At 56.2% G+C, this 24,292-nt stretch carries 18 protein-coding genes; 7 read left to right on the top strand and 11 right to left on the bottom strand.

Annotated features, from left to right (window positions below):
* Positions 1-152: 152 nt before the first annotated feature.
* Both AC2FNU_RS10390 and AC2FNU_RS10385 read right to left on the bottom strand, forming a co-directional pair.
* On the bottom strand, positions 153-1,664 hold the full coding sequence (locus AC2FNU_RS10390; protein ID WP_496787974.1) for an HAL/PAL/TAL family ammonia-lyase: 1,512 nt from the start codon (positions 1,662-1,664) through the stop codon (positions 153-155).
* Positions 1,664-2,671 carry an ornithine cyclodeaminase family protein gene (locus AC2FNU_RS10385; RefSeq protein ID WP_496787973.1) on the bottom strand — a complete coding sequence of 336 codons (1,008 nt, stop codon included), beginning with the start codon at positions 2,669-2,671 and terminating at the stop codon, positions 1,664-1,666. Before AC2FNU_RS10385 ends, AC2FNU_RS10390 begins: the two co-directional genes overlap by 1 nt.
* A gap of 106 nt (positions 2,672-2,777) precedes the next feature.
* Here AC2FNU_RS10385 and AC2FNU_RS10380 point away from each other — a divergent pair, with 106 nt between their 5' ends.
* Positions 2,778-3,683 (top strand): LysR substrate-binding domain-containing protein, encoded by a 906-nt coding sequence (locus tag AC2FNU_RS10380; protein WP_496787970.1) that lies wholly within the window; start codon positions 2,778-2,780, stop codon positions 3,681-3,683.
* Between the two features lie 83 nt (positions 3,684-3,766).
* Here the strand turns inward: AC2FNU_RS10380 and AC2FNU_RS10375 are convergent, their stop codons facing one another.
* On the bottom strand, positions 3,767-4,720 hold the full coding sequence (locus tag AC2FNU_RS10375; RefSeq protein WP_496787968.1) for a LysR family transcriptional regulator: 954 nt from the start codon (positions 4,718-4,720) through the stop codon (positions 3,767-3,769).
* 103 nt (positions 4,721-4,823) lie between these two features.
* On the opposite strand from AC2FNU_RS10375, the gene AC2FNU_RS10370 reads away from it, so the two are divergent.
* The 4 genes from AC2FNU_RS10370 (at position 4,824) to AC2FNU_RS10355 (ending at position 9,979) form a co-directional block, all read left to right on the top strand.
* Positions 4,824-6,050, top strand: coding sequence for a M24 family metallopeptidase (locus tag AC2FNU_RS10370; protein ID WP_496787967.1), 1,227 nt, complete (start codon positions 4,824-4,826; stop codon positions 6,048-6,050).
* A gap of 31 nt (positions 6,051-6,081) precedes the next feature.
* A complete protein-coding gene (locus AC2FNU_RS10365; RefSeq protein WP_496787961.1) occupies positions 6,082-7,701 on the top strand; it encodes an ABC transporter substrate-binding protein in 1,620 nt (539 codons plus the stop codon).
* 65 nt (positions 7,702-7,766) lie between these two features.
* Positions 7,767-8,948: a mandelate racemase/muconate lactonizing enzyme family protein gene (locus AC2FNU_RS10360; protein WP_496787959.1), complete on the top strand. Its 1,182-nt coding sequence runs from the start codon at positions 7,767-7,769 to the stop codon at positions 8,946-8,948.
* 23 nt (positions 8,949-8,971) lie between these two features.
* Positions 8,972-9,979: an Ldh family oxidoreductase gene (locus AC2FNU_RS10355; RefSeq protein ID WP_496787957.1), complete on the top strand. Its 1,008-nt coding sequence runs from the start codon at positions 8,972-8,974 to the stop codon at positions 9,977-9,979.
* Between the two features lie 175 nt (positions 9,980-10,154).
* Here AC2FNU_RS10355 and AC2FNU_RS10350 read toward each other — a convergent pair whose 3' ends face one another.
* From AC2FNU_RS10350 to AC2FNU_RS10330, 5 genes are all read right to left on the bottom strand, one after another.
* Positions 10,155-11,492 carry an adenylate/guanylate cyclase domain-containing protein gene (locus AC2FNU_RS10350; protein WP_496787955.1) on the bottom strand — a complete coding sequence of 446 codons (1,338 nt, stop codon included), beginning with the start codon at positions 11,490-11,492 and terminating at the stop codon, positions 10,155-10,157.
* Positions 11,493-11,899: 407 nt separating this feature from the next.
* On the bottom strand, positions 11,900-12,748 hold the full coding sequence (locus AC2FNU_RS10345; protein ID WP_496787952.1) for an ABC transporter six-transmembrane domain-containing protein: 849 nt from the start codon (positions 12,746-12,748) through the stop codon (positions 11,900-11,902).
* Positions 12,749-12,754: 6 nt separating this feature from the next.
* Positions 12,755-13,174 (bottom strand): DUF2141 domain-containing protein, encoded by a 420-nt coding sequence (locus AC2FNU_RS10340; protein WP_496787951.1) that lies wholly within the window; start codon positions 13,172-13,174, stop codon positions 12,755-12,757.
* Entirely contained in the window at positions 13,171-16,293 is a 3,123-nt protein-coding gene (locus AC2FNU_RS10335) for an efflux RND transporter permease subunit (RefSeq protein ID WP_496787949.1), read from the bottom strand. The genes AC2FNU_RS10340 and AC2FNU_RS10335 overlap by 4 nt, the downstream gene beginning before the upstream one ends.
* 3 nt (positions 16,294-16,296) lie before the next feature.
* Positions 16,297-17,496 carry an efflux RND transporter periplasmic adaptor subunit gene (locus tag AC2FNU_RS10330; protein WP_496787947.1) on the bottom strand — a complete coding sequence of 400 codons (1,200 nt, stop codon included), beginning with the start codon at positions 17,494-17,496 and terminating at the stop codon, positions 16,297-16,299.
* 49 nt (positions 17,497-17,545) lie between these two features.
* On the opposite strand from AC2FNU_RS10330, the gene AC2FNU_RS10325 reads away from it, so the two are divergent.
* Together AC2FNU_RS10325 and AC2FNU_RS10320 are read left to right on the top strand one after the other, a co-directional pair.
* Positions 17,546-18,163, top strand: coding sequence for a TetR/AcrR family transcriptional regulator (locus tag AC2FNU_RS10325; protein WP_496787945.1), 618 nt, complete (start codon positions 17,546-17,548; stop codon positions 18,161-18,163).
* Between the two features lie 318 nt (positions 18,164-18,481).
* Complete coding sequence (locus tag AC2FNU_RS10320; RefSeq protein ID WP_496787943.1) at positions 18,482-18,763, top strand: HlyU family transcriptional regulator; 282 nt, start codon at positions 18,482-18,484, stop codon at positions 18,761-18,763.
* Positions 18,764-18,865: 102 nt separating this feature from the next.
* Here AC2FNU_RS10320 and AC2FNU_RS10315 read toward each other — a convergent pair whose 3' ends face one another.
* Genes AC2FNU_RS10315 through nirB form a run of 3 tightly spaced genes read right to left on the bottom strand, consistent with a single transcriptional unit; the run spans position 18,866 to position 24,290 of the window.
* Positions 18,866-21,526 carry a molybdopterin-dependent oxidoreductase gene (locus AC2FNU_RS10315; RefSeq protein WP_496787941.1) on the bottom strand — a complete coding sequence of 887 codons (2,661 nt, stop codon included), beginning with the start codon at positions 21,524-21,526 and terminating at the stop codon, positions 18,866-18,868.
* Entirely contained in the window at positions 21,526-21,858 is a 333-nt protein-coding gene (gene nirD / locus AC2FNU_RS10310; protein WP_496787939.1) for a nitrite reductase small subunit NirD, read from the bottom strand. Before nirD ends, AC2FNU_RS10315 begins: the two co-directional genes overlap by 1 nt.
* Positions 21,855-24,290 carry a nitrite reductase large subunit NirB gene (nirB, locus tag AC2FNU_RS10305; RefSeq protein WP_496787937.1) on the bottom strand — a complete coding sequence of 812 codons (2,436 nt, stop codon included), beginning with the start codon at positions 24,288-24,290 and terminating at the stop codon, positions 21,855-21,857. The genes nirD and nirB overlap by 4 nt, the downstream gene beginning before the upstream one ends.
* Between the last annotated feature and the right edge of the window lie 2 nt (positions 24,291-24,292).

Raw genomic sequence — 24,292 nt, 5'->3', positions numbered from 1 at the left:
GTATGAGCGGTCACGAAAATCCTGCGCAAATGGAACAGGTGTCAGGATTTTGACACGGGCAAACATGTATCCATCGGCAAACGAACAGCGATTGAAGAAACAACACCCCAGACCATCGCTTATTTGCGTGCACACGGCTGACGATGGGGCGTCTAAGACCCTAAAATCGCTGGGTTTTCACCTAAAGCGATTTTCCTGGAAATTTCAGCTATGTCTGCACTGAGTGAACGATCTTCGATCAGTGGTGCGGCTATGTCGCCGAGCTCTGTCAGAACCGCCTGCAGCTTAGGGGGCATGCTCTGCTGACATTCACGCAGCGTAATAGCCTGTGCAGCAACCAGAAGTTCAATTGCCGTCAAATGGCGACTGCAATCCACAACAGTTTCCAATCCGCGAATGGCGATCGGAGTGTTAGGCAAACAGTCCTCTACCCCATTGGCATTGATGCTGGGCCAGATCGGTGCAGGTTGCGCGGCTTGTACCAACTGTGCGACCCATGCTTCGGCTGTTTTCATGACGGGCGCGAAGCCATTCGAGGCACTACCCTCTTGGGCAAGAAAGGTGGGAAGATCGCTGAAAACCGGGTTCAGAAACTTCGAAAACCGCGCCAACTGTGCCATCGCAGTCGGAACAAACGCGCGACTAATCCCTTCGAGTACGTGACACAATTCAGCCGTGAAATAGTTCCCGCCTGACAGGATTTCCCCCTGATCGAACAGAGCCACTGGATTGTCACTGACACCGTTCAGTTCCACAGCAATTACAGATTCCGCCATCGACAGAGCCCCCGCCAATGCGCCATGAATCTGTGCAATATTGCGAAAGGAAAGAGGGTCCTGCAGACGGCGCGCGTTGCCGGGGTCAAACAGCGAACTGCCCTGCATACGCTGATGCAATCCCCGTGCAGCAATGTCCTGACCTGGCAGCGGTTTCCTGGCCAGGATCCTTGGATCCAAAGGGGAAAGATTGGCACGGAAACCTTCCAGTGAAAGGGCCGCAGCGGTTTGTAGCGCCTCAAATGCGCGACCGGCGGCATGGAACGCCAGCGCGGCAGACCCGGCCACAAAACTGCTGTGATTGGCCAAAGCCAACCCATCCCTGGGACCAAGCGCAAGCGGAGCAATGCCATGTGCACCCATCAGCTGAGCGCTGTCTCCGACCCGTCCGAGTTTATCCTGCATCTGACCTTCTCCGACCAGCGCGAGGCCAAGCGTGGCATTCTGAACCAGATCCGCCGCTCCGATTGAACCGATCTGACCCACCACCGGAGTCAATCTGGCATTCAGACACGCAATGATGTGTTCCGCCACCTGAGGTTGCGCACCGCTCATCCCTGTCATCAGTGTATTGGCGCGCACTATCATCGCAGCCCGGACCACTTCGGGCGTCTCCGCCCGCCCCATCGCCTGTGCCCGACCGCGCAACGTTTGAAGCGAGAACGCCTGCAAAGTCTCGGCATCCAGCGCCTCGGTCGCCCGCGCACCCAAGCCGGTTGTGATACCATAGACCGGCGTCCCATCGGCAATCACCCGGTCGACGGTTTCGCGAGACTGCGCCATCCGCGCCATACCTTTGGGGCAGAGCGTTACCCGGTTTTCGCCAGATACAGCCGCTACCAGTTCGCCTAGGCTGAGATCATCGCCTTTCAGAGTAACTTCTTGCATCAGCTTTCCCGATAAAGCAGCTGTTGCACATTGCCCTTAGCGCGGGCCTTTTCCAAAATCGCAGCCCCCAGCGCGATGTCGCCTGTGGACATGCCGCGATGCCAAAACAGGATCGTTTCATCATCGTGTTCACGGCCCGGTTTATGTCCGGCAGCGATTTCTCCGATTTCAGCATAAAAGCTCTTTTCATCTATCAATCCGGCGTTGATGTGCGGTCGCAACGCACCCAAATGCCCGGCGCGCATCTGCCCCAGATCGTCCATGACAAACTTGTCGATCCCATCGACAAAATCCAGCGGCAGGGTGCTCATGGTACCATAGGGAATGACCAACGCCCCCTTTTTCACCCACGACCGGTCAAACAACGGGGTCGGTTCAGTCAGACGCGTCGCTTCGATCAGGATGTCGGCCCCGTTTAGGCAGCTTTCCCAATCTTCTGTCACCACGATGTCCTTACCCAGATCACGGCGCAGTTTTTCACCAAACGCATTGCGGCTTTCAGGTCGGCGGGAATGTAACCGAATTTCATCGAAATCGAATAAATGGTCCAGCAGACGGACGTTCCAATACGACGTTCCACGAGCACCGAGATGCCCTAAAATCTTAGGCTTTCTCGGCCCCAGCCACTTGGCACCCAATGCGGTCAATGCACCGGTGCGCATATCGGTGATTCCAGCAGCATCGATCACCGCCTTGGGTGCTCCGGTCCGGGGACAGAACAGGTTGAGCAGAGCAAGCTCGCTGGGCAAACCTTGTTTGTAGTTATCGACAAAATCTCCGACCACCTTGACACCTGCGTAATTCAGTGGCGCGACGTAGCCTCGTAACACGTTGAAATGGCCATTAAAGCTTGGGTCCGGGGTCAAGTGCATTCGCGGTTCAATGACCGTTTCGCCGTTACCAGCGGCGACAAGCCCTTGTTCGATCGCGTTCAGTATCTCGTCATTGGTCAGTGCCAACGCGTCGATTTCCGGTTTGCCCAAATATTCAATTTCCATCCGTGCCATCACACGCTCCTTGCTTGTTGTCGCCAGCATAAAGCCTGAATCTACGTCTCCTGATTCCAAAAATTGTGACTTCTGCTCAAGTTTTTCTTATGGTAACTCACCAGCGATGCGACTGCCCCCTCTCAACGCAATAAAAGCTTTCGAAGCAACTGCGCGCTGTGGTGGATTCACCGCGGCGGCCGCTGAGCTTGGCGTGTCCTCTGCCGCTGTCAGTCTGCAAGTCGCAAAGGCTGAGACATTTCTTGGCAAGAAGCTGTTTTTACGAGGCAACAACTCTCTCACGCTGACAGACGCCGGACAGATGCTCTATCCGCAGGTGGCGCAGGCATTAACGCAGTTGTCTGAGGTAACGGGGCGGTTTCTCGAACAGGACATGCGGTCGCGGATCGTGATCAGCACAATCCAGTCTTTGGCCGATCGATGGGTTGCGCCCGCTGTGGTTCAACTGCGCAAAGACCATCCAGAGATCAGCGTCTCGATCCAAATAGACCCCGATCCTTTCGATCCCAGGCGTCACGCGGTGGATCTGAGACTGTCTTTCCACAGTGTTCAGGGTGACGGGCTGATCAGCCGGATGATCTTGCAGGACTATGTGGCCCCGGTCTGCGCACCTGGACTGTTTAAAGAGTTGGCGCAGGTTGATGATCCGCAACTGATCCATGTGGACTGGGGGGAGGCGTATTCCTCTTATCCGACTTGGACCGCGTGGTTTCGGCATATTGGCAGCACACGCTTGCCAGACAGCTCCAAAGGGCTGCGTGCAGCAGGCACAGGGCTTGGAATACAACTGGCGATCCAGGGCGCTGGCGTCCTTCTGGCACCCTTGCATCTGGCCCGGCAGGATTTGACCGAAGGCCGTCTGGTTCGGCTGGGACAAGATAAAATGAGGTTGCCCTATGGCTACCACGCGATACAGCCCCAACCCGGCAGCCAGTCTGCAAAACAAGTGCACATCAAAACGCTATTGCAGCATCTGGGGCGCGTATCCCTTTTGTCTTCCAATGCTTACTGAACCTGGCTGCCTGTCTTTTCGCTGAGTATTTTGCCCGTCAAATTGCCACGAAACACAACTCCCGGTGTCATGCATCGAAGCGCTCATGGTTTTGTAGTGTTTTCAAGTTGGGAGGAATACTTTTGAAGCGTTTTGGCCGTGTTCTTTTTCAACCAGTGCTCGAATGTCTTCAAGACGGAGTCGGCAGCGGTCATCCCGGTCGTAGAACGTACCCAATACTTCTTTCCCGAATAAACCGCAGTCCCGTTTATGAAGCGCAACGATCCTGTGCTCAGGAAGCGGTCGGCATTGATGAGGCTGACCAATGCGATGCCTTCGCTTGCCTGAACGGCATCAATTGCGACATGTTCAGCGGTGACATGCAAGCCTGACGCGTTGGCAATCGGCGATCCAAATAACGTTTGTCCCCACTCGGTCCAAGAGAACTCTCCTCTGCGGCTGCCCTGCTCGTGGCTGATATGAACGAGCGGGAACGCGGCCAAGGCTTTCGGTAGATTCTGATGAGTTACGTCTAACAACGGATGGCCGGGTGAGCATACAATCGCACAGATGTCCGGGAACAATTCTTGCCAGCCGTCTCCTTCTGGTCGAGTGTCGGCATGAACGATGATCAGGCTGGTGCTGGGACGTGTTTGTCGTACGGGTGTGTGGCTGGGTTCGATCGTGATTTTGCACTCTGGAAATCCCGATTGGAAGTCGGGTAAGTTTGGGATCACCCATGACACCGCAAAAGAATAAGACGCGACGATCTCAAGCGGCGGGGAAATGGCGCTGTCCTCGATAACCCGATTGGCATTGCGGATCCGGTCGAACGCATCGCCCAGCTGTTGCAGTACAACATGCCCCTGTGGAGTTGGGTGAAACCTCCCCGCCTCGCGATAGAGCAGCTTGGTTCCGGCCCTGGCCTCCAGTTCTTTCAATCGGTGGCTGATAGCTGCAGGAGTGACACATAATTCATGTGCCGCTCTGGTCAAAGAACCGCGACGCGCAACGGCTTCGAAAGCACGTAAACCGGTGAGAGAGGGAGCGTTGACCAAGAAAACCTCTTTTTACTTTTCGTAAAAACTAGCGTTGGATTCATCATTTTGTAAAGCCGAGCGATGCTGGCACTCTTCGGATACTCAGCATGGAAATTCATGTATGTCCGACACACGTACTCAGACGACCAAGGAGCTGATGGATAACAGGCACGCCCTGTATCTGGCGCGGTTGGAGCATACTCGTGCAGGGATGCGGCAGCACGATGTCCCGGTGATGTTGGTTGTCGATCCCAATCAGATTTTCTACATCACCGGCGCGAAGAACATGCAGCTTTTTTCTGCGCGAACCCCAGCGCGTTACCTGCTTGTTTTTCTGGAGGGACCTGTAATCCTCTATGAGTTTGTAGGATGTGAACATCTGGCCGAAGGCTTGCCGACAATCGATGAAATCCGGGTTGCCGAAGGTCTGGATTTCGTAAGCTCGGGTGGTGACGTTCGGATGGCGGCCCGACGATTTGCTGCCGAGATTTTCCGGACCTTGCACGCCACAGATCCTGCAATTGACCGGATAGCGGTGGATAGGTTCCCGTTTCAGGCCGTGGACGCGCTGCGTGCACAAGGGCTGCAGGTTGAGGATGCCGGCGAAGCATTATCATTGACCCGGATGATCAAGCTGCCAGTCGAATTACCCTACATTCGTCATGCCATGTGCGAAGTTGAGATCGGTGTCGAACGACTGGAAACCTGTGCCGAACCAGACAAAAGTGAAAATGAAACCTGGGCCGAGTTTCACTATGCCTTGATGGCCAAGCATGGCCAGTACATTGCGACACGCCTGTTTCAAAGCGGACCGAACACGTTTCCATATTTTCAGGAATCAGGCGGTCGTTTGCTGGAGAAAGGCGATCTTCTATGCCTCGACACTGACGCCATTGCGTTTGAAAACTACGCCGTCGACTTCTCGCGCACATTTCTGTGCGGAGACCAACGGGCGACCGCGGATCAAAAATTGCTTTATGGCCGGGCACGCGAGCAGCTGGAATGGAATGCCAGCCTGCTTGCGCCCGGTGTCGAATACCGGGAGCTTGCAGAGAAGGCCTGGAAGATTCCACCCGAACATCAGGCCAGCCGGTATTACTGTATCGGTCACGGGCTGGGTATGGCGGGGGAATTTCCGAATATCCCACATCTGGACAGTGCCGGAGGCGACTACCCTCTCGCGGGAGCGCTCGAACCGGGAATGATAATCTGTTTGGAAAGCTATGTCGGATGGGACCGTTCGAACGAAGGGGTCAAACTGGAGGATCAGTTCTTGATCCTCGAAAACGGTGTTGAACGGATGTCGAATTACCCTTTCGACGACCGTCTCAGCGGCAAGATGATTTGAATAAACCAAGCGAAACAGTTGGGAGGGCAACATGTCGAATAAGGTAGATTCAAGGATTGAAAAGTGGGCCGAAGATGCCCGGCGAGGACGTCTTGATCGTCGTGAATTCATGGCATTGGCCAGCATTTTCGGGGTCAGTGCTCCGGTTGCCGGTGGGTTGCTGGGCATCGCGACCCCGCAACCGGCCAGCGCGCAAGAAGTCAAACGCGGTGGTGTTTTGCGTGTCGGTCAGCAGGTTTTGGATATCAACGATCCGCGCAGCTATGACTGGCCGCAAAAGTCAAATGTTGCACGCCAGTTCTGTGAGCCTCTGGTGCGTTGGGAGGCGGATGGCAGTTTCTCACCTTCGCTTCTTACCAGCTGGGAAGTAAGCGATGATGCGATGACATACACACTCTCCGTCCGCCAGGACGCGGTGTGGAACAACGGGGATCCGTTTACCGCCGACGATGTTATTTTCAATATTCGCCGAATGGCCGATGGCACCGTAGAAGGAAACTCCATGGCCGCGCGATTGACCGCCCTGCGACGCGACGGAGAGGATCAGGCCGCAGATGAAGCCGTTGAAAAAGTAGACGATTTCACCGTTCGCCTGAATCTGTTCAAACCAGATATTTCGCTGATCCCATCATTTGGGGACTATCCCGCACTTTGCGTCCATCCGTCGTTCACGGGGCAGTTGCAAGATGCACCGATTGGGACAGGTGGGTTCGAGCTGGTTTCATTTACGGTCGGTGAAAAAGCGGTCGTGAAACGACGCGAAGACGGTAAATGGTGGGGTGGTGAGGTCTATCTGGACGAGATTGAATTCATTGATCTCGGAAATGAAGACACAGCCTTTGCGGCAGCGTTTGATGCTGGCGAAATCGATATGAACGACGAGACTCAGAGCAATTCCGAAGAGCTGTTCAACAGGCTTGGGCTGAACCGCGCAGTGGCGCTTACTGCGACAACGGCTGTGGCGCGCATGAACGTGAACCAAGCGCCGTTTGACGATCAAGCCGTTCGCAATGCTGTGCAATTGGCCGTCGACAATGCAGTATGTCTGGAGCTGGCCATTGCGGGTCTTGGTAGTGATGCGGACAATCATCATGTGGCCCCGGTTCACCCGGAATATGCAGATGTTCCGCGCCCGCCGCACGATCCAGCCAAAGCCAAAGAGATGCTGGATGCCGCGGGTGCAACCGCTGAGATCGAGTTGATCTCGATTGACGAAGGTGAGCTGCGAGATCTTGCCGACACTGTTGCCGCTCAGATGCGGGATGCAGGCTTTGAAGTTGCGCGCAAGACACTGCCCGGCGCGACGTTCTGGAATGATTGGAACAAGTATCCGTTTTCGACAACCTCATGGGGTGGTCGGCCCTTGGGTGTTCAGGTCTATGCGCTGGCCTACAAATCCGGTGAGGCCTGGAATGAAAGCGGGCATTCCAATCCTGAGTTCGATGCGAAACTGACCGAGGCTTTGGGAATCTTCGACCCGGATCAGCGCCGCCCATTGATGGCTGAGATGGAAAAGATGTTGCAGGACAGCGGAGTCATCGTTCAACCATACTGGCGTGAACTGGCGATGCATCACACGGATGCGGTTCGGGACTACAAGCGTCATCCGTTGCGCGAAATGCATCTCGAAAAGGTTTGGCTGAACAACTGACCTCAACGTCCCCGCCGCGCTGATTTCAACGCGGCGGGGCTTAAACCTCAATAATGTGTTGAACGATGAAGATAAAATCGCTGCGCGCGACACCTATACTGGTGCCGTTAGAGGCCCCTTATATCTGGTCTTACGGAGCCTTGGACGCATTCACAAAATGCGTTGTCGAAGTTGAAACAACCGATGGTGTGATTGGTATTGGCGAGGCTCCGTCACATATCGCGGCCCCGCTTATCAACGGTTGGGCCGAGCTGTTGGTGGGACGCGATCCGCTGGATATCGTTGCTCTGGAACGTCTTGTCCTGCCGTCCCAACCTTTCAACCATTCCGTCACCGATTTTGCGACGCGCGGTGCCTGGGGTGGCGTTGAAATCGCCTTGTGGGACTTACGAGGGAAGTTGTGGGGGCAACCGGTTGCCAATCTTCTGGGCGGTATTCAACGGCGGCAAATTCCGTTCACGGACTACTTTTCCTATCGCTTACCCAATGGCGACGTGAGCGGAGAGGGAAGCATCGCGGAAGTCGTTGAGTACTGCCTTTCCCTGCGTGAACAATTCGGTACGACTTGGTTCGAAGGTAAAGTCTCGGATCCCGACCTGCGAGCCAATATCGAGCTGTTGCAAACCTTGCGGGACGCTCTTGGTCCAGATGCGATGCTACGGATCGACAGCAATCAAGCATTCAGCCTGCCTTCAGCGCTGTACCTTGCGCCCGCATTTGCGGAAATCGGGTTGCGGAACTGGGAAGACCCCACCCCAGAATGGCGCCAAATGCGCAAATTGCGACAGCACTGCACCATACCGTTTTCCGGTCACAATCTGGATCTGGGAAAAGCCGTCGCCTATGGGGTGCCGGATGCACTGGTCTCGGACGTTGCAGGAATGGGCGGTTTTTCCGCGACGATGCGGTTCGTCTCAGCCTGTGAAGGTGCGGGAATAGATTTTTGGTGCTATTCCGGTGACAGTGGGCTGGGCACAGCCGCGTACCTGCATGCCTGCGCTGCCCATCCGCATATCCGCGAGCCCAACCAATCGCTTTTGCGCCAACAGCCTAATGACGTGATCGTTGAAGGGCCTTTCAGCCCAAAAAACAACCATTTGCCCCTGCCTGAAGGGCCGGGTCTGGGTGTCACATTGGATCGGGACAGGCTGACCTACTGTGCTAACCTGTTACGTGAAAAAGGGCTGCCAAACAAATTTCACGACCCGAATGCCCCCGGCACAATGCGGCGGCTCCCGCTCATCTGAACAAACAAACTCAGAGACGACACATGACAAAAACGATTTCCTTGGAACAGGTTGAAAGCATTGCTTTCGCCGCTTTGCAAAACGCCGGGGCCAGTGCCGCACAGGCGGCCCCGGTGGCCCGGTCGATACGCGCGGCCGAGGCCGAAGGTACACGCGGTATCGGCTTGGGGTATTTGCCCTATTACTGTAACCACTTGCGCGTCGGAAAGATCCTGGGTGAGGCCACGCCAATCGTAACGCATACGCTGCCCGGCGCCATCGCAGTAGACGCAGCGGACGGATTTGCACATTCGGCCTTTGAGGCCGCCGAAGATCGACTGGTGGAAACGACCCAGACCCAGGGCATTGCGGTTCTTGGGATATCCAACGCTTATGCGTGTGGTGTGCTTGGTTACTTCACGGACCGTCTGGCCCGTCGAGGGCTGATCAGCCTGATGACGGCAAATGCGTCTTCGACCATGGCCCCATGGGGCGGCAAATCACCTTTTTTTGGCACCAATCCCTGGGCCTTCGGAGCGCCGCGAGACGGTGATCCACTGGTTATAGACAGCTCATCATCGGCCACAGCTTTTGTAAACCTCGCCAAAGCGGCCGCCACAGGAGAACCCATTCCTTCACACTGGGCTTTAGACGCTGAGGGGAATCCGACAACCGACCCGGATGCCGCCATGGCCGGGTCGATTGCGCCGGCGGGTGGACATAAGGGTGGAGTATTGGCGCTTATGGTCGAGGTCCTGTCCGCCGGATTGACCGGTGCGCATTGGTCGTTTCAGGCCTCCTCGCTAGGCAACGATGAAGGCGGGCCGCCTCGTCTGGGCCAAACCATCATTGCGATCCGCCCCGACGGCCTCGGCGCAGCTGGTTTCTCAGAGGCACTGGACGTGATGCTTGCAGCAATGATTCAGGATGAAGGTGTCCGGATTCCGGGAGAAAGGCGACACAACAATCGCACACAGGCTACGACCGATGGTGTCCCGTTGTCTGAAGCCGAAGTAGCGACATTGATGCAATTGTCAGAGTTGGAGATCTGAGTCGCAAAGTTCAGAGTATGCTTTCCGTTCACCCTTTAACTGCCAACCAGACTAGCACACCTGGCACATCCGGGCAGCGATGCTGCGCTTTATCCTAAGTCCGGAATAAGCCCTAAGACAGACAAACCACTAACGTGGCAAACCCAAGCTGCGCGAGACCGGTGTTTCGAGTGGTTCAGTGCGCCGGGCTGACCTCGTGCAAGCGCCATTTATTTGGGACGCCTTTCAACTCGTGTTCACCACAGTCCTGAAATTGGAACGGTGCGCCAAGCATCAATTGCCGAGTGAGATCCGAGGCCAGAACCTGTCCTTCTTTGGCTTGGCCCATCACACGCGCAGCCACGACGACACCCAGCCCACTGATGTCGTCTCCGCGAATTTCGATCTCACCAGTATGAGCGCCGAAGCGCGCGTTCAGGTCGATTGAAGACAAAGCTTCTCGCACAGAACCGGCGCAGGCCAGCGCGTTGGTCGGAGAGGTGAACGTAGCCAACATCCCGTCGCCGGTGAATTTCACAAGACGACCGCCATGTCGGGAGATCTGGTTCGCACAGATGTCGTCGTGTTGGTTCATCAGAACGCGCCAACGGTCGTCTCCGATCCGAGCTTGTTGCGACGTGGATTCGACCAGATCTGAGAATAGAACGGTGACGAGTGCGCGCTTGGGCTGCTTTGACTGTGGAGCCGCGCCAGTAACGAATTCGACAATTGCATTGGCATAGCTTTCGACATCACCTTCCCAGGGCACATGTTCGTGTCCGGATAAGATTTTGTATTCCGTGGAGGGCATCATGCGAAGAAAGTCTTCGGCACACTCAGAGCCGTTAGGTTCTTCGTTTTCTCGATGAATGACCAAGGTTGGGTGGGAAATAGAGGGTAACAATTCCCGGATATCGATCCAGGCAGCCAGTTCGAACAGATTGGCGACCGTAATAGGGGTCGCGCTCATCCTCTGAAAATGTGCCCACGCTTCCTGCGCCTCAACATCGTCCTGACTTGGGCCAAATTCAGAGAACGGATGAGGTTTATTGGGTTTTCCCCAATTCTCGCGAAATTGGGACAAGGCGACTTCAAGGCTTTCAGGTGTCAGGTAGCCGCGCGTCAGACGGCCTTGAGCGTAACCGCCACAAAGGGCCAGATGTTCAACGCGTTCGGGGTGCATCGCGGCATAGACGCAGGCAAGCGAAGCACCCTCGGAGAAAGCAATAATTGTGGCTGATTCCATCTTGGCGGCGTCCATCACCGCCTCGATATCCACCACACGTTCTTCAAGGGTTGGTGTCCCCTGAATGCGGTCAGACATTCCGTTACCGCGCTTGTCGAAAGTTGCCAGTCTGCCCGCCGAGCTAAGAGTTGTCATCCACTGCATATAGCCCGGATTTTCCAGCGACGCTTCGAGATGAGAGATCATGCCGGGAACCAGCACCAGATTGCGCGGTCCAGCGCCCCAAACCTGATAGGCGATGGAGAGGCCGTCGCTTTCGGTGAAAAGGGTTTCCACGCTGGCAGTCATGCACGCCCCATTGTTTTCCGGCCATCCGCCGCCTGCGATTTCAAAATTGATCGCAAAGAGGTTGGCGCCTGTCCATATTGAAGCTCGAATGGCCTATCGGTCAACGTTCTCATTGAATGGCTGCATCTGCGACGACAGCGCATGGATCGATGTTGGAAATTCTCTGCAACTGCGCACGCACCTATTGGGGCAGGGGATACTTGCACAGGTTTTTTGTCGGTTTCGTCCCGCACAGCGCAAGTTCAGTCGGTCTGTGATTTTGCATTATTAGCGAACGGGAGATTCGACGGCCGAGTTCGCGGCATCGGTTGAAGAAAACAATGACCGGTAAAGACCTTGCCCGGTGGTGGTTTTCATTGGATTGCTCAAGTGTGCAGTTTGACTCAATAACTGGTTCCGAATTCTGATCAACTGCTCTGCAATCGGGTCGTGATTTCGGACAGTCTTGACCAGTATTGCAAAGTCACCGGCAGTGTGAGCGCTGCTTCGGCAAATTCCCACGAATAGCTGACAATTGAAAAAATAGTTCCGGGAGTCGCATCCAGGTTTTGTGTCGCGAACCATAGGTTGAACAAGATCAAACCAATTAGCAGAACGAAGATCATGCCATATACGATGGCTTCGGTGTCCGAGAGCTTTACTTCGAAGCGCCGCAGTTTCTTCAGGTGGACCAGAACCGGGCGGTCGCGGCGTTGTTCCAGAACGCTGACCTGGCGCTCCATTTGCTCGTTCAGCGATCGGTTCCATTGCCAAAACACCGAATGAAACAGTCCGTAAACGGATACCATTCCGACAAGAATACCGCAGGCCGACAGAGCCAGCGCTGGTGAGAAGTAAAACAGCACAGTTGCCGATACGACAAACTGCATAACACCTGAGATTGCCGAGGGCAGGATTTCTTCCAGAAAGTCGGCCAGTTCACGTCCCATTCCGATCCGGGCGTTGAGCGATGAGATTGGTAATCTGGAAAACCGCGCGGCCAGAGCCTTGCCCAGTTCAACGCGGATCGTTCCGTACACGCGCGTGTCGTACACGCGCCTGATCACGCTAATGAGTGTAAGGGCAATCATAAGCGCGCCTAAATGCCAAAAGGGCTGAAATGTGCCGTTCAGCAACCCATCAATGGCAAACCCGATGAAAAGCGGGATCAATACCGTGAACGCAGTTTCAGCCAGGATCAGAAACCAGGTAAGCCCGATGCGCCAGCGAAACACGCTTAGAAGCGTACCAATGTTCAGGTTACGGTCCTTCAGCATAGGGCGTCACTGATCATAGTGGATGCGAACGCGAACATGACCCGGCCAGACCGAGGCTGCTTTGAAATCAGGCTCGTCCTCAGGCGTTGGCGCTCCTGTAGACCCGACGCCTTCCAGGAACTGCGTTGCGGTCAAGTTCAGGTCTTCGTCCTTGTTTTCGTCGTGAAACAACAAGACCGCGTAGGGGCCTTCGTTTAGATTTGCAAACGCGTGGGTGACGCTGCCTTTGCGGGAAGGTATCTGGGCGTAGTCAATGGCGCCCCAAACGTCCAAACTGTCAAAGGCGCGCGCGTTGTCGAACACGAGGATGACGATGTTTCCTTTGGAGTTGCGGATGCCATCTACAGTCACGTTGAGACCGTCAGCGTGGAGGGGTGCCGCCAGCGCCAAAAGGGCGAGTGCGGGGACCAGAGGGCTGCGTTTCATGCCTTTGTCCTTTCTTCAGAGGGTTGCAGATTGGATGGCTTGAAAACCGCTAGGACATCTTCGGCAATGGCGATTAGCACCGGTACCAGCAGCAGCATAAGGGCAGTGCCGAAAAGCTCTCCGAAGGCCAAAGAGATTGCTGCGGGGATCAGATATTGCGCCTGTTCCGACGTTTCGGTCAGCAAGGGTGTCAGGCCGATCACTGTTGTTGCGGTGGTCAGAAAGATCGCCTTGAAACGTCCAATGCCTGCGCTTTTCAAGGCCATGTGCACAGAATGACCGTCTTTGCGGGCCTGATTGTAGCGGGTGATCATGACCAGACTGTCATTCACGATCACGCCGGTCAGCGCCAGCATGCCAAAGAACGAAAACAGCGACAGCGAGACGCCCATGATCAGGTGGCCGACGGCGGCTGCGACGAAGCCGAAGGGAACGATGGCCAGAATGACGAAGGGCTGCCAGTAGCTTTTCAGCGGAACGGCCATCAGCACATAGATCAGAACAGCAGACAGCAGCAGGGCGCGTTTCAAGCCGTCGCTTATGTCCGACATCTCTTCCAATTCACCAGCAGGCAGGACAGTCACGCTTGGGTATTTCGCGCGTAGTTCGGGAACCAGTTGTTCGAAAACGGCCTGTCCGACCTCTTCGGGGGCAACAAGATCACGGTCGATCGAGGCCGCCACTATGTTCATGCGTTTACCGTCACGGCGGTCGACCGTGCCGGAGGCGTAGGTGCTTTCAATTTCGGCCACCGTCTCCAGCGGCACCCAAGCTCCTGAGGCGCTGCGCAGCCGGGTTTGCATCAGATCGGCAAGGGTGTCGCGGTTTTCCCGCGCGTTCTGCACGACCACACGGATTTCCGACCCGTCGCGCCTGACCTTGGTTACTTCGGCCCCGCCGAACCCATAGCCGATCTGGCGCGCCAGTGTTTCGGTATTGAACCCAAGGTGCCGCGCATCCGGGCGTAGGCGCAGTTTCAGTTCGGGCTGTCCGCCCACAAGCCCATCCCGGACATTTGCCACACCCTTGATACCGGACAGAAAGTTCTTCATCTCGGCGCTTGCCCGGCGCAGCTGGTCTTTGTCCTTTGAGGCCAGCCGGATGCGGAACCCTCCGGCGAGTGTTTCTGATCCGGTGAACTCTAGTTCGGTCGCGCCTTCGACCGCGCCCACGCGATCACGCCATTCGCGCACCACGCTCAAGACAGGAACGTCGGGGCGTTCGGTGACCGGGATCATCTCGGCATAGATCTGCGCATCTCCTGCGTTGTTGATGATGGTGAATACAGTCTGAACGGGCGACGTACCTGTATCTTCAGCAAGTTCGGCGTTCAGATCGTTCAATTCGGTTTCGATCCGGTCCACGTTCGAACGGGTCAGCGCAAAGGGCGCGCGGGCGTCCATTTCCAGGTTCATCGTGATGATTTGGCCGGGCACCTCGGGGAAGAACACAGTTCTGACTTTGCCCTTGTACATCAGGCCAAGCCCCAGCGTTGCGGCGGCGATGAACAGGATCAATGCGGCGTAACGCTGTCGCACCGCCGCAACGAGCAGCGGGTGGTAGATGCGATCCCGAACCCAGTTCAGGCCATCCTGCGCAATATCCTGTACCCGAGCCCAGAGGTGCGTCAGCAGATACCGACGCTCTTTCCGCATCGAAACCCGCGCCAGATGGGCGGGTAGGATGAATTTGCTTTCGATCAGCGAGAAAATCAGCGTCAGGATCACGATACCTGCAAATCCGGCAAGTACTTTGCCCAGCGGGTTGTCGATCAAGAGCATTGGGAAGAAGGCCGCGATGGTAGTCAGAACCCCAAAAACTGTTGCAATCGCAACGCGGTGGACGCCGCGTTCGGTGTCTCTGATCGGATCTTTGCCATTGCGGCGTTCTTCAAAAACGCTCTCACCCACAACAACGGCGTCATCGACCAGGATGCCCAAGGCAATGATCAGTCCAAAAGTGGTGACGTCGTTCAGCGAGTAATCCACCCATTTCGACCCCGAAACGGCAATCGCTCCCATAACGGAAACCGGAATACCCATGGCGACCCAGAACGCCAGCCGGACGTTCAAAAAAACCGAGAGCATCAGGGTGACAAGGATCAAGCCCTGCACCCCGTTCGAGCGCAGCAGCGCCAGGCGCTCAGAGATGTAACCGGCACTGTCCCCCCAGACATCGATGTGGATTTGAGACGGCAGTTGTCGGCTGAAATTTTCCACCGTGCTGCGCACCACAGCGCTGATCTCAAGCAGGTTCTCTTTCTGTCCGACCAGAACTTCCATCCCCACGGTGGGCTTGCCGTTCAGCCGGAACAGGTATTCTCCGTCCTGAAACCCGTCCTCGATATTGGCGATGTCGCCCAAAGGCACATAGGACCCGTCGCCGCTTTCGATTATGGGCAGGGCTGCGTATTCCGGTGCGTACCTGGCCCGATCGTCCGCCCGCAGGAAAATCGTGCCGCCTTCAGTACGGAGACGACCTGCCTGAAACGCCAGCGAGTTAGCCTCGATGGCGCGCGTCACATCCGATACGGTCAGACCATAATGGCGCAGCATTGCCGGGTCGATTTCGATCCGCAGTTCTTTTGGGATCAGTCCCCAAATTTGCAGCCGGGACAGCTCCGGCTGTGCTAACAGTTCTTCCTTCAGGCGCTGGGCGAGGCTCTGCAATGTGGCCGGGTCGGTTTCACCATACAGATTCAGGTAGAGCGCCGGGAAATCAAACCCTGAGGCCTCGATCACCGGGCGTTGCGCGGTTTTGGGCAGATCAGTCAACCCATCGATACGGATGCGTACCCGGTCCAGGACAGCCTGAAGCTTCTCGCCGCCGGCGCGACGAACTGTGATCAGGCTGAGGTCATTCTGGGATTGCGAAGTGATGCTGCGCACGCCTTCCAGTCCCTCAAGTGCCTGCTCAACCTTCTGTGTTACCAATTCATCGACCTGTTCGGCTGTCGCGTCCGGAAATTCGATTGCGATTGTGACGCTTTCCGGCGGAATGCGTGGGAAACCTTCGATCCTGATGCTCAGCAGCGTCTGTACGCCGAGGAACAGGATCAGCGCTATCATCAGATTGGCAGCAACCGGATTACGGATGAACCATGAGGTCAGGGCGTGCATGGCTCAGCCCTCATCTGATTGCGGCGTCACGCGCTGACCCGGCAAGAACGAGGCCAGCGGGTTTCTTGCGACGCGCCACGGGCCGGTCCCTTCAGGGGCCGGGATCGTGATCGTGCCTTCGCCGCGGAACAGAATGTCAGCGCGGATCCGGCGCAGGTGATCGTCATCCCCGACCATCCAGATGTGCCCAGCGCGCGTCAGGGTGCTTTCCGGCAGCGTCACCGTGTTGGCAATTCGGCGACCGGGAATTCTAACCTCTATCAGATCGCCCGCGAGTATGCGCTCATCAGGTGAGAGGACATCCAAGAAAACGCGCACTTGCCGCGTGTTCTGATCCAGAAACCCTCCGCCACGCCGGACCTGAGCTTTGCCCACGGCATTTCCTGAGCGTTCGATCAGATCAGCAGTGATGCCGGACACCGGATGTTCCAGCAGCGCCCAATCCGCCTGGCTGATCTCTACCACAAGCTCAAACTGCCGGTTATCCGAAAGGTGTATAAGGGCATCACCGGGGCTTACTGTCTGACCAAGGCTGGCGAAACGCTGGGTGACAAATCCGGAAAACGGGGCAACAACTAGGGCTTCCGCCAGCTGGTTACGGGCAACGGCTAGTCGGGCCTGCGCCGCCGCGACGGTCTTTTCCGCGATAATCAGCTGGGGCAGTTTCACGGCCAGGTCGTTAGGGGGATCTGTCTCGTCTCTTGCAAATTGCCGCCGCGCCACGGTCACGTTGTTTTGCGCCCGCAACAGAGTCAGTTTCGCCTGCGCAAGCTCCATTTCAGCTGCCGCGACAGCACTTTGGTAAGGTGTGCTTTCAATGGAAAACAAAGGCGCACCGCGTTCCACCTGTGCCCCTGCCAAAGCCGCGCCATGCACGGCGGTGATACGTCCGGATATGGCAGATCGCAGCTGAGCATCCCAGCGTGGCCGAACTTCGGCAAAGGCCGTTACCTGCACGTGCATGGTTTCCGGAACAACTGTGACAACAGACGTAACAGGTGGGGGTGGGGGAACGTTTATAGCCTGAATGTCAATCGTGTCTTTGGTGTCGAACACCAGGATGATGATCGCAGCAAACAGGACCAGTGACAGCCCGATCCAAAGCCATCGACGGGTTGGTTTTTGAGCATCTTGCAAGGTGTTTTCAGCCATACTCTGTCTGTCTCCGCCTCCTCGAATCCATTGCGCCTTGCGCGGTGTCATGAGTTGTCATATAATATGAACGATCGTTCGTTCAATATGAAAAGTGAAAATGACAAAAGACGAAAAAAAGCGGGTTTCCAAGCGGGAAGAGTCGACAGCTAAGCGGCGGGGTCAGATTTTGGAGGCCGCAGTCATGTGCTTCCTTGAGCGGGGTTATCATCAGACCGGCGTTCGTGACATTGCGGCCCGTGCAGGGGTCAGCCTTGGAAACCTCTACAACCACTTTCGCGGCAAACACGACATACTTGTTGAAATTGCGATGCTCGAACGGAGCGATCTGGAGCAATTTCTTGGGATTCTGAGTTCGGATTCACCCGCGCCAACTGTTGTGAAGAAGTTTATCAAAGCGTATGCCAAGTACCTAGCCGCGCCCGAGAACGTTATTTTGACCTTGGAAATCTCGAGTGAAGCCATTCGTCAGCCAGATATTGCCCAGTTGTTTGTGGAAAACCGGGCCATGCTGACTAAGGCACTTGAAGCCGTTCTTCGGCAAGGAATACAGGATGGTGATTTGCGCGCTGTTCCGGATCCGTTTCAGGCGTCGCAATTGGTGATAGAGGTTCTGGAGGGTAGCGCGTATCGAAGCGTGTTGTCAGATGTGCCCATGAACAAGATCATTGGCGGCGTGGAAGATTTTGTTCTCACTGCGCTGCTGGCACATCAATAATTCAAGTGGTGTGTCTCGACACAGACTTCATGAATATCCACGAAAAGGCGAGCTGTACTGCTTCATGTGTTCAGGCAACCAAATTCTGATTTGGGCTGCGCTACGGATCGATCCAAAAGCTTTACTTCAGACGCTGTTGAAACTTTTGCGCCAGCGTTTGTCCGGGGTCCGGTTCTTTGCAGCGGATCAGGACCATCTGCCCATGCAATGAGCATGTGATCGGATCGAGGTTACGGTGATTTGATTGCACAACACGCTTCACGCCAAGGCTGAGCGGCGCTAATCTCGATCCGAGCAATATTGGAAAGGAGCTGCCCCATGTCCATCTTATCAAAACTCTTTGGTGGCGGCGAAAAGTCGGATCCGGAACCGGTCTCGTATAAAGGGTTCGAGATTTTCCCGGACCTGATTGCCGAAGGTGGAAAATTCCGTCTGTCGGCACGTATCGAAAAGACTACAGACGGAGATCGCAAGACATGTACCGTGATCCGGGCCGATGTCTTTGAAAGCCGAGATCAGGCCGAAAGCTTCAGCATCGCAAAGGCGAAGCAGGTAATTGACGAGCAAGGCGAACGTATTTTCGAGTCAGCAAACAGGTAGATTGAAGCCCTTTCTGCGATCGCCCAGTTCAGCGCATTGGAACTGCGCTTGTTATTTTAACCGCAGAAAGCACACCGAAATCCTGTCGCAAAACCAGTGAATTTATCCTGCTTTTTCGCGCGGGTTGTTCTCTGGTTGCATGTGACTCAGTTTTGAATGTTCAAAGACCAAATCAGCTAATTCTGGCCGACAGGAACCGCAGTTCGTTCCAGCCTGAAGTGCATCCCCGATGGCGTCTACACTGATCAAATGTTGATCGTGAATAGCGTTGATGATGGTCTTCAGCCCGACCCCGAAACACGAACAGACGACTGGTCCGCAATCTTCAGAAGCAACGGATGATCGGCCAGACAGAATTTGCTGGAGCGCAACCTGAGGCAAAGATGCCAAATAGTCTCGCATCAGGGTGACAGGTTGGCGGGAGATGAAGAGTGCCGCCAAAATGCGCTGCCCGTCTGACAGTGCGATCCTGTAAGAGCCGCGTTTGGGATCTTGTACAGAAGTCGCCATTGCATCCGGCAACCCAAACCAGTCGCGGGCGGTGCTTTCCCAATCTTCTATGGTCTGCTTCCCGGCCAACTCCATTCTGTAGCCGTTGGTTGTTTTAGCGGCTGCCCAATACTCTGCGTCAGGGGATGCGGCACTAACTGATACGGCGAAACCGTACCACGCGGCATGCATGCGCCGCAAAGATACGGCTGTTGATTTGCTTTCTGGCTGTCCTGAAATCGGATCAGTCACACTGGGTACGAGCGCACCCACACAAGCTGACGGAGCCGTTTCACCTGACCAGTGAATTGGCGCAAACACTTGGCCGGGCGCAACAGCCTCTGTACTGCGAAGCCTGAAGATTCCGCTTCCAACTGAACTGTCGAGTTCGACCAAATCCGCAGCATGAAGACCCAACCGATCAACATCCTTCGGGTTGACCTCTACATATGGCTCGGAAAGATGAGCTGACAGCCGGGGCGACAAACCGGACCGGGTCATAGTATGCCACTGATCCCGATTCCGACCTGTGTTCAATTGAAACGGATATTGTTGGGACGTGTCGGCTTGTGGCGGTCGATGGGAAACGGGCACAAAATGCGCCTTGCCATCAGGATGAAAAAACTGCCCATCGCCGAAAAAACGCCCATCTGAATTGCCGGATGTCGTTGGCCACCGGGTTGGGCTTAGCGCGTCATAGCCTGCGTCATCAACGTCCGATAACTCTGTAATGTCTAGGTCCTTGCCAAATGATACGGCAAGCGCAGTCATCTTCGCGTATTCCCGAAAAATCTGCGCCGGTGTCTGATAACTGAATGCCTCGGTCCACCCCATGCGGCGACCCACCTCGGCCAATATTTCCCAATCCGCGCGCGCGTGTCCCGGAGGTGACAGAACGGCCCTTTGTCTGCTGATCGTGCGGTCTGAATTGGTCACAGTACCACTTTTTTCACCCCAACCTGCTGCTGGCAGCAAGACGTCCGCGATACGCGCGGTGTCTGTTTTGGCAGTCACATCGCTAACAACTGTAAATGGACAATTTTCGATAGCCGCCTTCACTCGATCTGCATCCGGCATTGTGGCGGCCGGATTGGTGTGGATGATCCAAAGTGCTTTGATCTGGCCGCGTTCGACGGCCCGAAACAGGTCGACTGCCTTGAGTCCCTGTCTCTCTGGCAGGTTGGGTGCCTTCCAGAAGTCCCGGACGGCGGTTCTGTGGGCTTCATTTTCTATATCCAAATGGCAAGCCAGCATATTGGCCAAACCGCCGACCTCTCGACCACCCATCGCGTTTGGTTGGCCGGTGACCGAAAACGGCCCCATCCCCGCGCGCCCGATCCGCCCCGTGGCCAGATGGCAGTTTAGTATCGCGTTGACCTTGTCTGTTCCGCTGGAGGATTGGTTTACACCCTGACTGAAGATCGTAACGACCCGCTCGGTCCCAATCCACAGATCGCAAAATGCCTCAATCTCATCGGCGCTCAGGCTGGTTTCATCAGGATCATCAAGCTGTGCCAGTTCGAGAGCTTCGGAGAACCCAATGCTGCGATCCAGAAAATCCGCTGCAACATGTCCGGTTTGGTGAATTCTGCTCAGCAACCGGTTGAACAGCGCCACGTCGCTGCCGGGCTGCAACGCCAGATGCAGGTCCGCCTGATCGCAACTCGCTGTGCGGCGAGGATCAACAACCACGATCTTCGTGCCGCGTGCCTGACGCGCAGCTATGACGCGCTGATAGAGAACGGGGTGGCACCAGGCGAGGTTCGAGCCCACCAGGACAACCAGATCAGCCTGATCCAAATCCTCATAAGTTCCGGGCACAGTATCCGTACCGAAGGCACGTTTGTGCCCGGCCACGGTTGAAGCCATACAAAGCCTGGAGTTGGTGTCGATGTTCGCCGACCCAATGAAGCCTTTCATCAGTTTGTTGGCGACATAGTAATCTTCGGTCAGCAACTGTCCTGAAACATAAAACGCTACGCTGTCCGGCCCATACGTCTTGATAGCGGCAGAGAACTGATCTGCGACCAATTGCAGGGCTTCGCCCCAGGTGGTGTCCTGGCCAAAGGTGCGAGGTGCCAGCAACCGGTGTTCAAGCCCCACTGTTTCGCCCAAAGCCAGCCCTTTCGAGCACAAGCGACCATGGTTCGCCGGATGATCCGGGTCGCCCCGTACTGTCAGACCTCCAACCCCGTCAGGCCGCAGAAGCACACCACAGCCGACGCCACAATATGCGCAGGTCGAGCGAACCTCGGGCAGACCGCTTCCGTCCATCAGGCCGCGCTCCGCCGGGTGACAGCGCTGTCGTCAAGCAGAATGCGACCGCCTTCAAGGCGCACTGGATAGGTGGTGATCCGGCCGTCATCCGCGCCCTGCGCCTCACCCGTGTTCAGGTCAAAAACCCAATTGTGCAGCGGACAGGTAACCGACTGGCCATGCACGATGCCTTCTGAGAGCGGCCCGCCCTTGTGCGGGCAACTGTTGGTCGCGGCGTAGACTTCCGCCTCGGCAGTGCGGAAGACGGCGATGCAACCAATATGAGTTTTCACCAACCGCGCTCCGCGCATGGGGATGTCTTCGATATGCCCTATGTCGATCCAGCTCATTCCGCGGCCTCCAGTGTGAAATCTGCGATTGGGGCATAGGTCTGCGCCTTGTCCCGTACATGTTCAGCCCATGGATCTTTGCGGTAGATGCTTTGCGACAGTTCAAACCGGGCGACCAAAGCGGCGCGGTTCTCAAGGTCGTCCACGACCTGCGCCTTAACCCAGTCCATGCCGACCTTACCTAGCCATTTATACAGGCGATCCAGATACTTGCCGCCTTCGCGATAAGCTTGGGTGACGGCCATCACGACCTCGATGGCTTCGTTTTCGGTGGGAACCTGACAGAGCAACTCGGTCTCTTTGACATCCATACCTGCGGCACCGCCGATGCTGATCTGGTATCCAGAGTCCACGCAGACCACGCCAATGTCCTTGCAGGTCGCCTCGGCGCAGTTGCGAGGGCAGCCCGACACGGCCAGCTTCAGCTTATGAGGCGTCCAAGACCCCCACAGGATTTTCTCAAGCTTGATGCCCAAACCAGTACTGTCCTGCGTGCCGAACCGGCAGTGATCGGTTCCGACACAGGTTTTGACCGTGCGCAAACCCTTGGAATAGGCATGGCCAGAGACCAGCCCGGCCTTGTTCAGATCAGACCAGATTGCAGGCAAGTCTTCACCCTTCACGCCCAGCAGATCGATGCGCTGACCGCCGGTGACCTTGACGGTTGGCACGTTGTATTTGTCCGCCGCATCCGCGATGGCGCGCAGTTCTTCGGGGGTGGTGATCCCGCCCCACATGCGTGGCACGACGCTAAAGGTACCGTCCTTCTGGATATTGGCGTGTTTGCGTTCGTTCACAAACCGGCTTTGCGGGTCGTCCTGATACTCCAGCGGCCAATCGGCCAGCAGGTAAAAGTTGATCGCCGGGCGACAGACATGGCAGCCGTTGGGTGTTTTCCAACCGAGTTCCTGCCAGACTGCAGCTTGACTTTTCAGTTGCTGCCCCTTGATCAGGCGGCGTACATCCTCATGCGTCAGGTCGGTGCAACCGCAGACCGGTTGCGCGACTGGCATCTGGAAGTCGTCGCCCAGAGTGACTTGCAGAACTTGCTCGACCAGCCCCGTGCATGTCCCGCAGGATGCGCTGGCCTTGGTGCTTGCACGCACAGCGCCCAGATCACCGGCCCCTGCATTGATCGCCTCAACAATCTCACCTTTGCATACGCCGTTGCAGCCGCAAATCTCCGCCTCAGGCGGCAATGCTGCAACGGCTGAGAGAGGGTCCGCGGTGTCGCCCCCCTGATAGGCCGGGCCGAAGATCAGCGTCTCGCGCATGTCTTCGATGCTAGTGCCGTCCTTGATCAGACCGAAGAACCAGCTGCCATCGGCCGTATCGCCATACATGACGGCACCGACCAGACGATTCCCTTCGATCACAAGGCGCTTGTAAACCCCGCGCGAGGGGTCTCGGAAGACAATGTCCTCTCGTCCCGGTCCATCCGCGAAATCCCCCGCGCTGAACAGGTCACAACCGGTGACTTTCAACTTGGTCGAGAGGGTCTTTTGAACAAAAGCGGCCTCTTCCTCCAGCAACGATTGTGCTGCGACCTTCGCTTGGTCATACAGTGGGGCGACGAGGCCAAAGACTTCTCCGTGATGTTCGACACACTCGCCTACAGCATAAACATCCGGGTCTGAGGTTAGCATTTGGTCATCCACATGGATACCGCGCCCGGTGGCCAGACCAGCCTCTTGCGCCAGCGCCGTATTGGGGCGGATACCTACGGCCATCACCAGCAGGTCACAGGGCAATTCAGTGCCGTCATCCAGCAACAGCGCGTGCACCTTACCATCTTGTCCAAGGATTTCCCTGGAGTTCGCCTGCAGGCAAATCTTGATGCCTTTGTCTTCCAGTGACTTCTTCAGCAAATACCCGGCTGCGTCGTCCAGCTGACGCTCCATCAGGTGACCCATGATGTGGACCACGGTGACGTCCACTCCATGCGCGGCCATGCCCGCTGCTGCCTCTAGGCCCAACAAACCACCGCCGATGACGACAACCTTGTTGTCCGGGCCCATGCCCATCATCTGCTGGGTGTCTTCCAGATCGCGATAGGCAATTACGCCTTCCAGATCATGCCCCGGCAGAGGGATGATGAACGGGTTCGACCCGGTGGCGATCACCAGCTTGTCATAGGGAACGTGGCTGTTCGCACCCTCGACCACCTTCATCTCGCGGTCGATCTTTTCCACCTTTTCGCCAAAGCGGCAGGCCACGCCCCGCTCGGCGTACCAGGCGTCGTCATGTGTGACGATCTCTTCGTACGTCTTTTCACCCGACAGAACCGGGCTGAGCATGATGCGGTTGTAGTTCCCGCGCGGCTCGGCGTTGAACAGGGTGATGTCATACGCATCGGGCGCGTTGTCGGTCAGGTGTTCCAGCACCCGGCCCGAAGCCATGCCTGCGCCAATGACTACAAGTCTTTGCTTCATGT

The organism is Ruegeria sp. BHSB064, from assembly GCF_059613205.1.
Note: the sequence above shows the minus strand (reverse complement) of the source record. Positions and strands in the feature narration are given on the sequence as shown.

Bases quoted from the DNA above. Each gene is read 5' to 3' on its own strand.
- AC2FNU_RS10390 (WP_496787974.1), bottom strand. From the start codon at position 1,664: ATGCAAGAAGTTACTCTGAAAGGCGATGATCTCAGCCTAGGCGAACTG.
- AC2FNU_RS10385 (WP_496787973.1), bottom strand. From the start codon at position 2,671: ATGGCACGGATGGAAATTGAATATTTGGGCAAACCGGAAATCGACGCG.
- AC2FNU_RS10380 (WP_496787970.1), top strand. From the start codon at position 2,778: ATGCGACTGCCCCCTCTCAACGCAATAAAAGCTTTCGAAGCAACTGCG.
- AC2FNU_RS10370 (WP_496787967.1), top strand. From the start codon at position 4,824: ATGTCCGACACACGTACTCAGACGACCAAGGAGCTGATGGATAACAGG.
- AC2FNU_RS10365 (WP_496787961.1), top strand. From the start codon at position 6,082: ATGTCGAATAAGGTAGATTCAAGGATTGAAAAGTGGGCCGAAGATGCC.
- AC2FNU_RS10360 (WP_496787959.1), top strand. From the start codon at position 7,767: ATGAAGATAAAATCGCTGCGCGCGACACCTATACTGGTGCCGTTAGAG.
- AC2FNU_RS10355 (WP_496787957.1), top strand. From the start codon at position 8,972: ATGACAAAAACGATTTCCTTGGAACAGGTTGAAAGCATTGCTTTCGCC.
- AC2FNU_RS10350 (WP_496787955.1), bottom strand. From the start codon at position 11,492: ATGACTGCCAGCGTGGAAACCCTTTTCACCGAAAGCGACGGCCTCTCC.
- AC2FNU_RS10345 (WP_496787952.1), bottom strand. From the start codon at position 12,748: ATGCTGAAGGACCGTAACCTGAACATTGGTACGCTTCTAAGCGTGTTT.
- AC2FNU_RS10340 (WP_496787951.1), bottom strand. From the start codon at position 13,174: ATGAAACGCAGCCCTCTGGTCCCCGCACTCGCCCTTTTGGCGCTGGCG.
- AC2FNU_RS10335 (WP_496787949.1), bottom strand. From the start codon at position 16,293: ATGCACGCCCTGACCTCATGGTTCATCCGTAATCCGGTTGCTGCCAAT.
- AC2FNU_RS10330 (WP_496787947.1), bottom strand. From the start codon at position 17,496: ATGACACCGCGCAAGGCGCAATGGATTCGAGGAGGCGGAGACAGACAG.
- AC2FNU_RS10325 (WP_496787945.1), top strand. From the start codon at position 17,546: ATGACAAAAGACGAAAAAAAGCGGGTTTCCAAGCGGGAAGAGTCGACA.
- AC2FNU_RS10320 (WP_496787943.1), top strand. From the start codon at position 18,482: ATGTCCATCTTATCAAAACTCTTTGGTGGCGGCGAAAAGTCGGATCCG.
- AC2FNU_RS10315 (WP_496787941.1), bottom strand. From the start codon at position 21,526: ATGGACGGAAGCGGTCTGCCCGAGGTTCGCTCGACCTGCGCATATTGT.
- nirD (WP_496787939.1), bottom strand. From the start codon at position 21,858: ATGAGCTGGATCGACATAGGGCATATCGAAGACATCCCCATGCGCGGA.
- nirB (WP_496787937.1), bottom strand. From the start codon at position 24,290: ATGAAGCAAAGACTTGTAGTCATTGGCGCAGGCATGGCTTCGGGCCGG.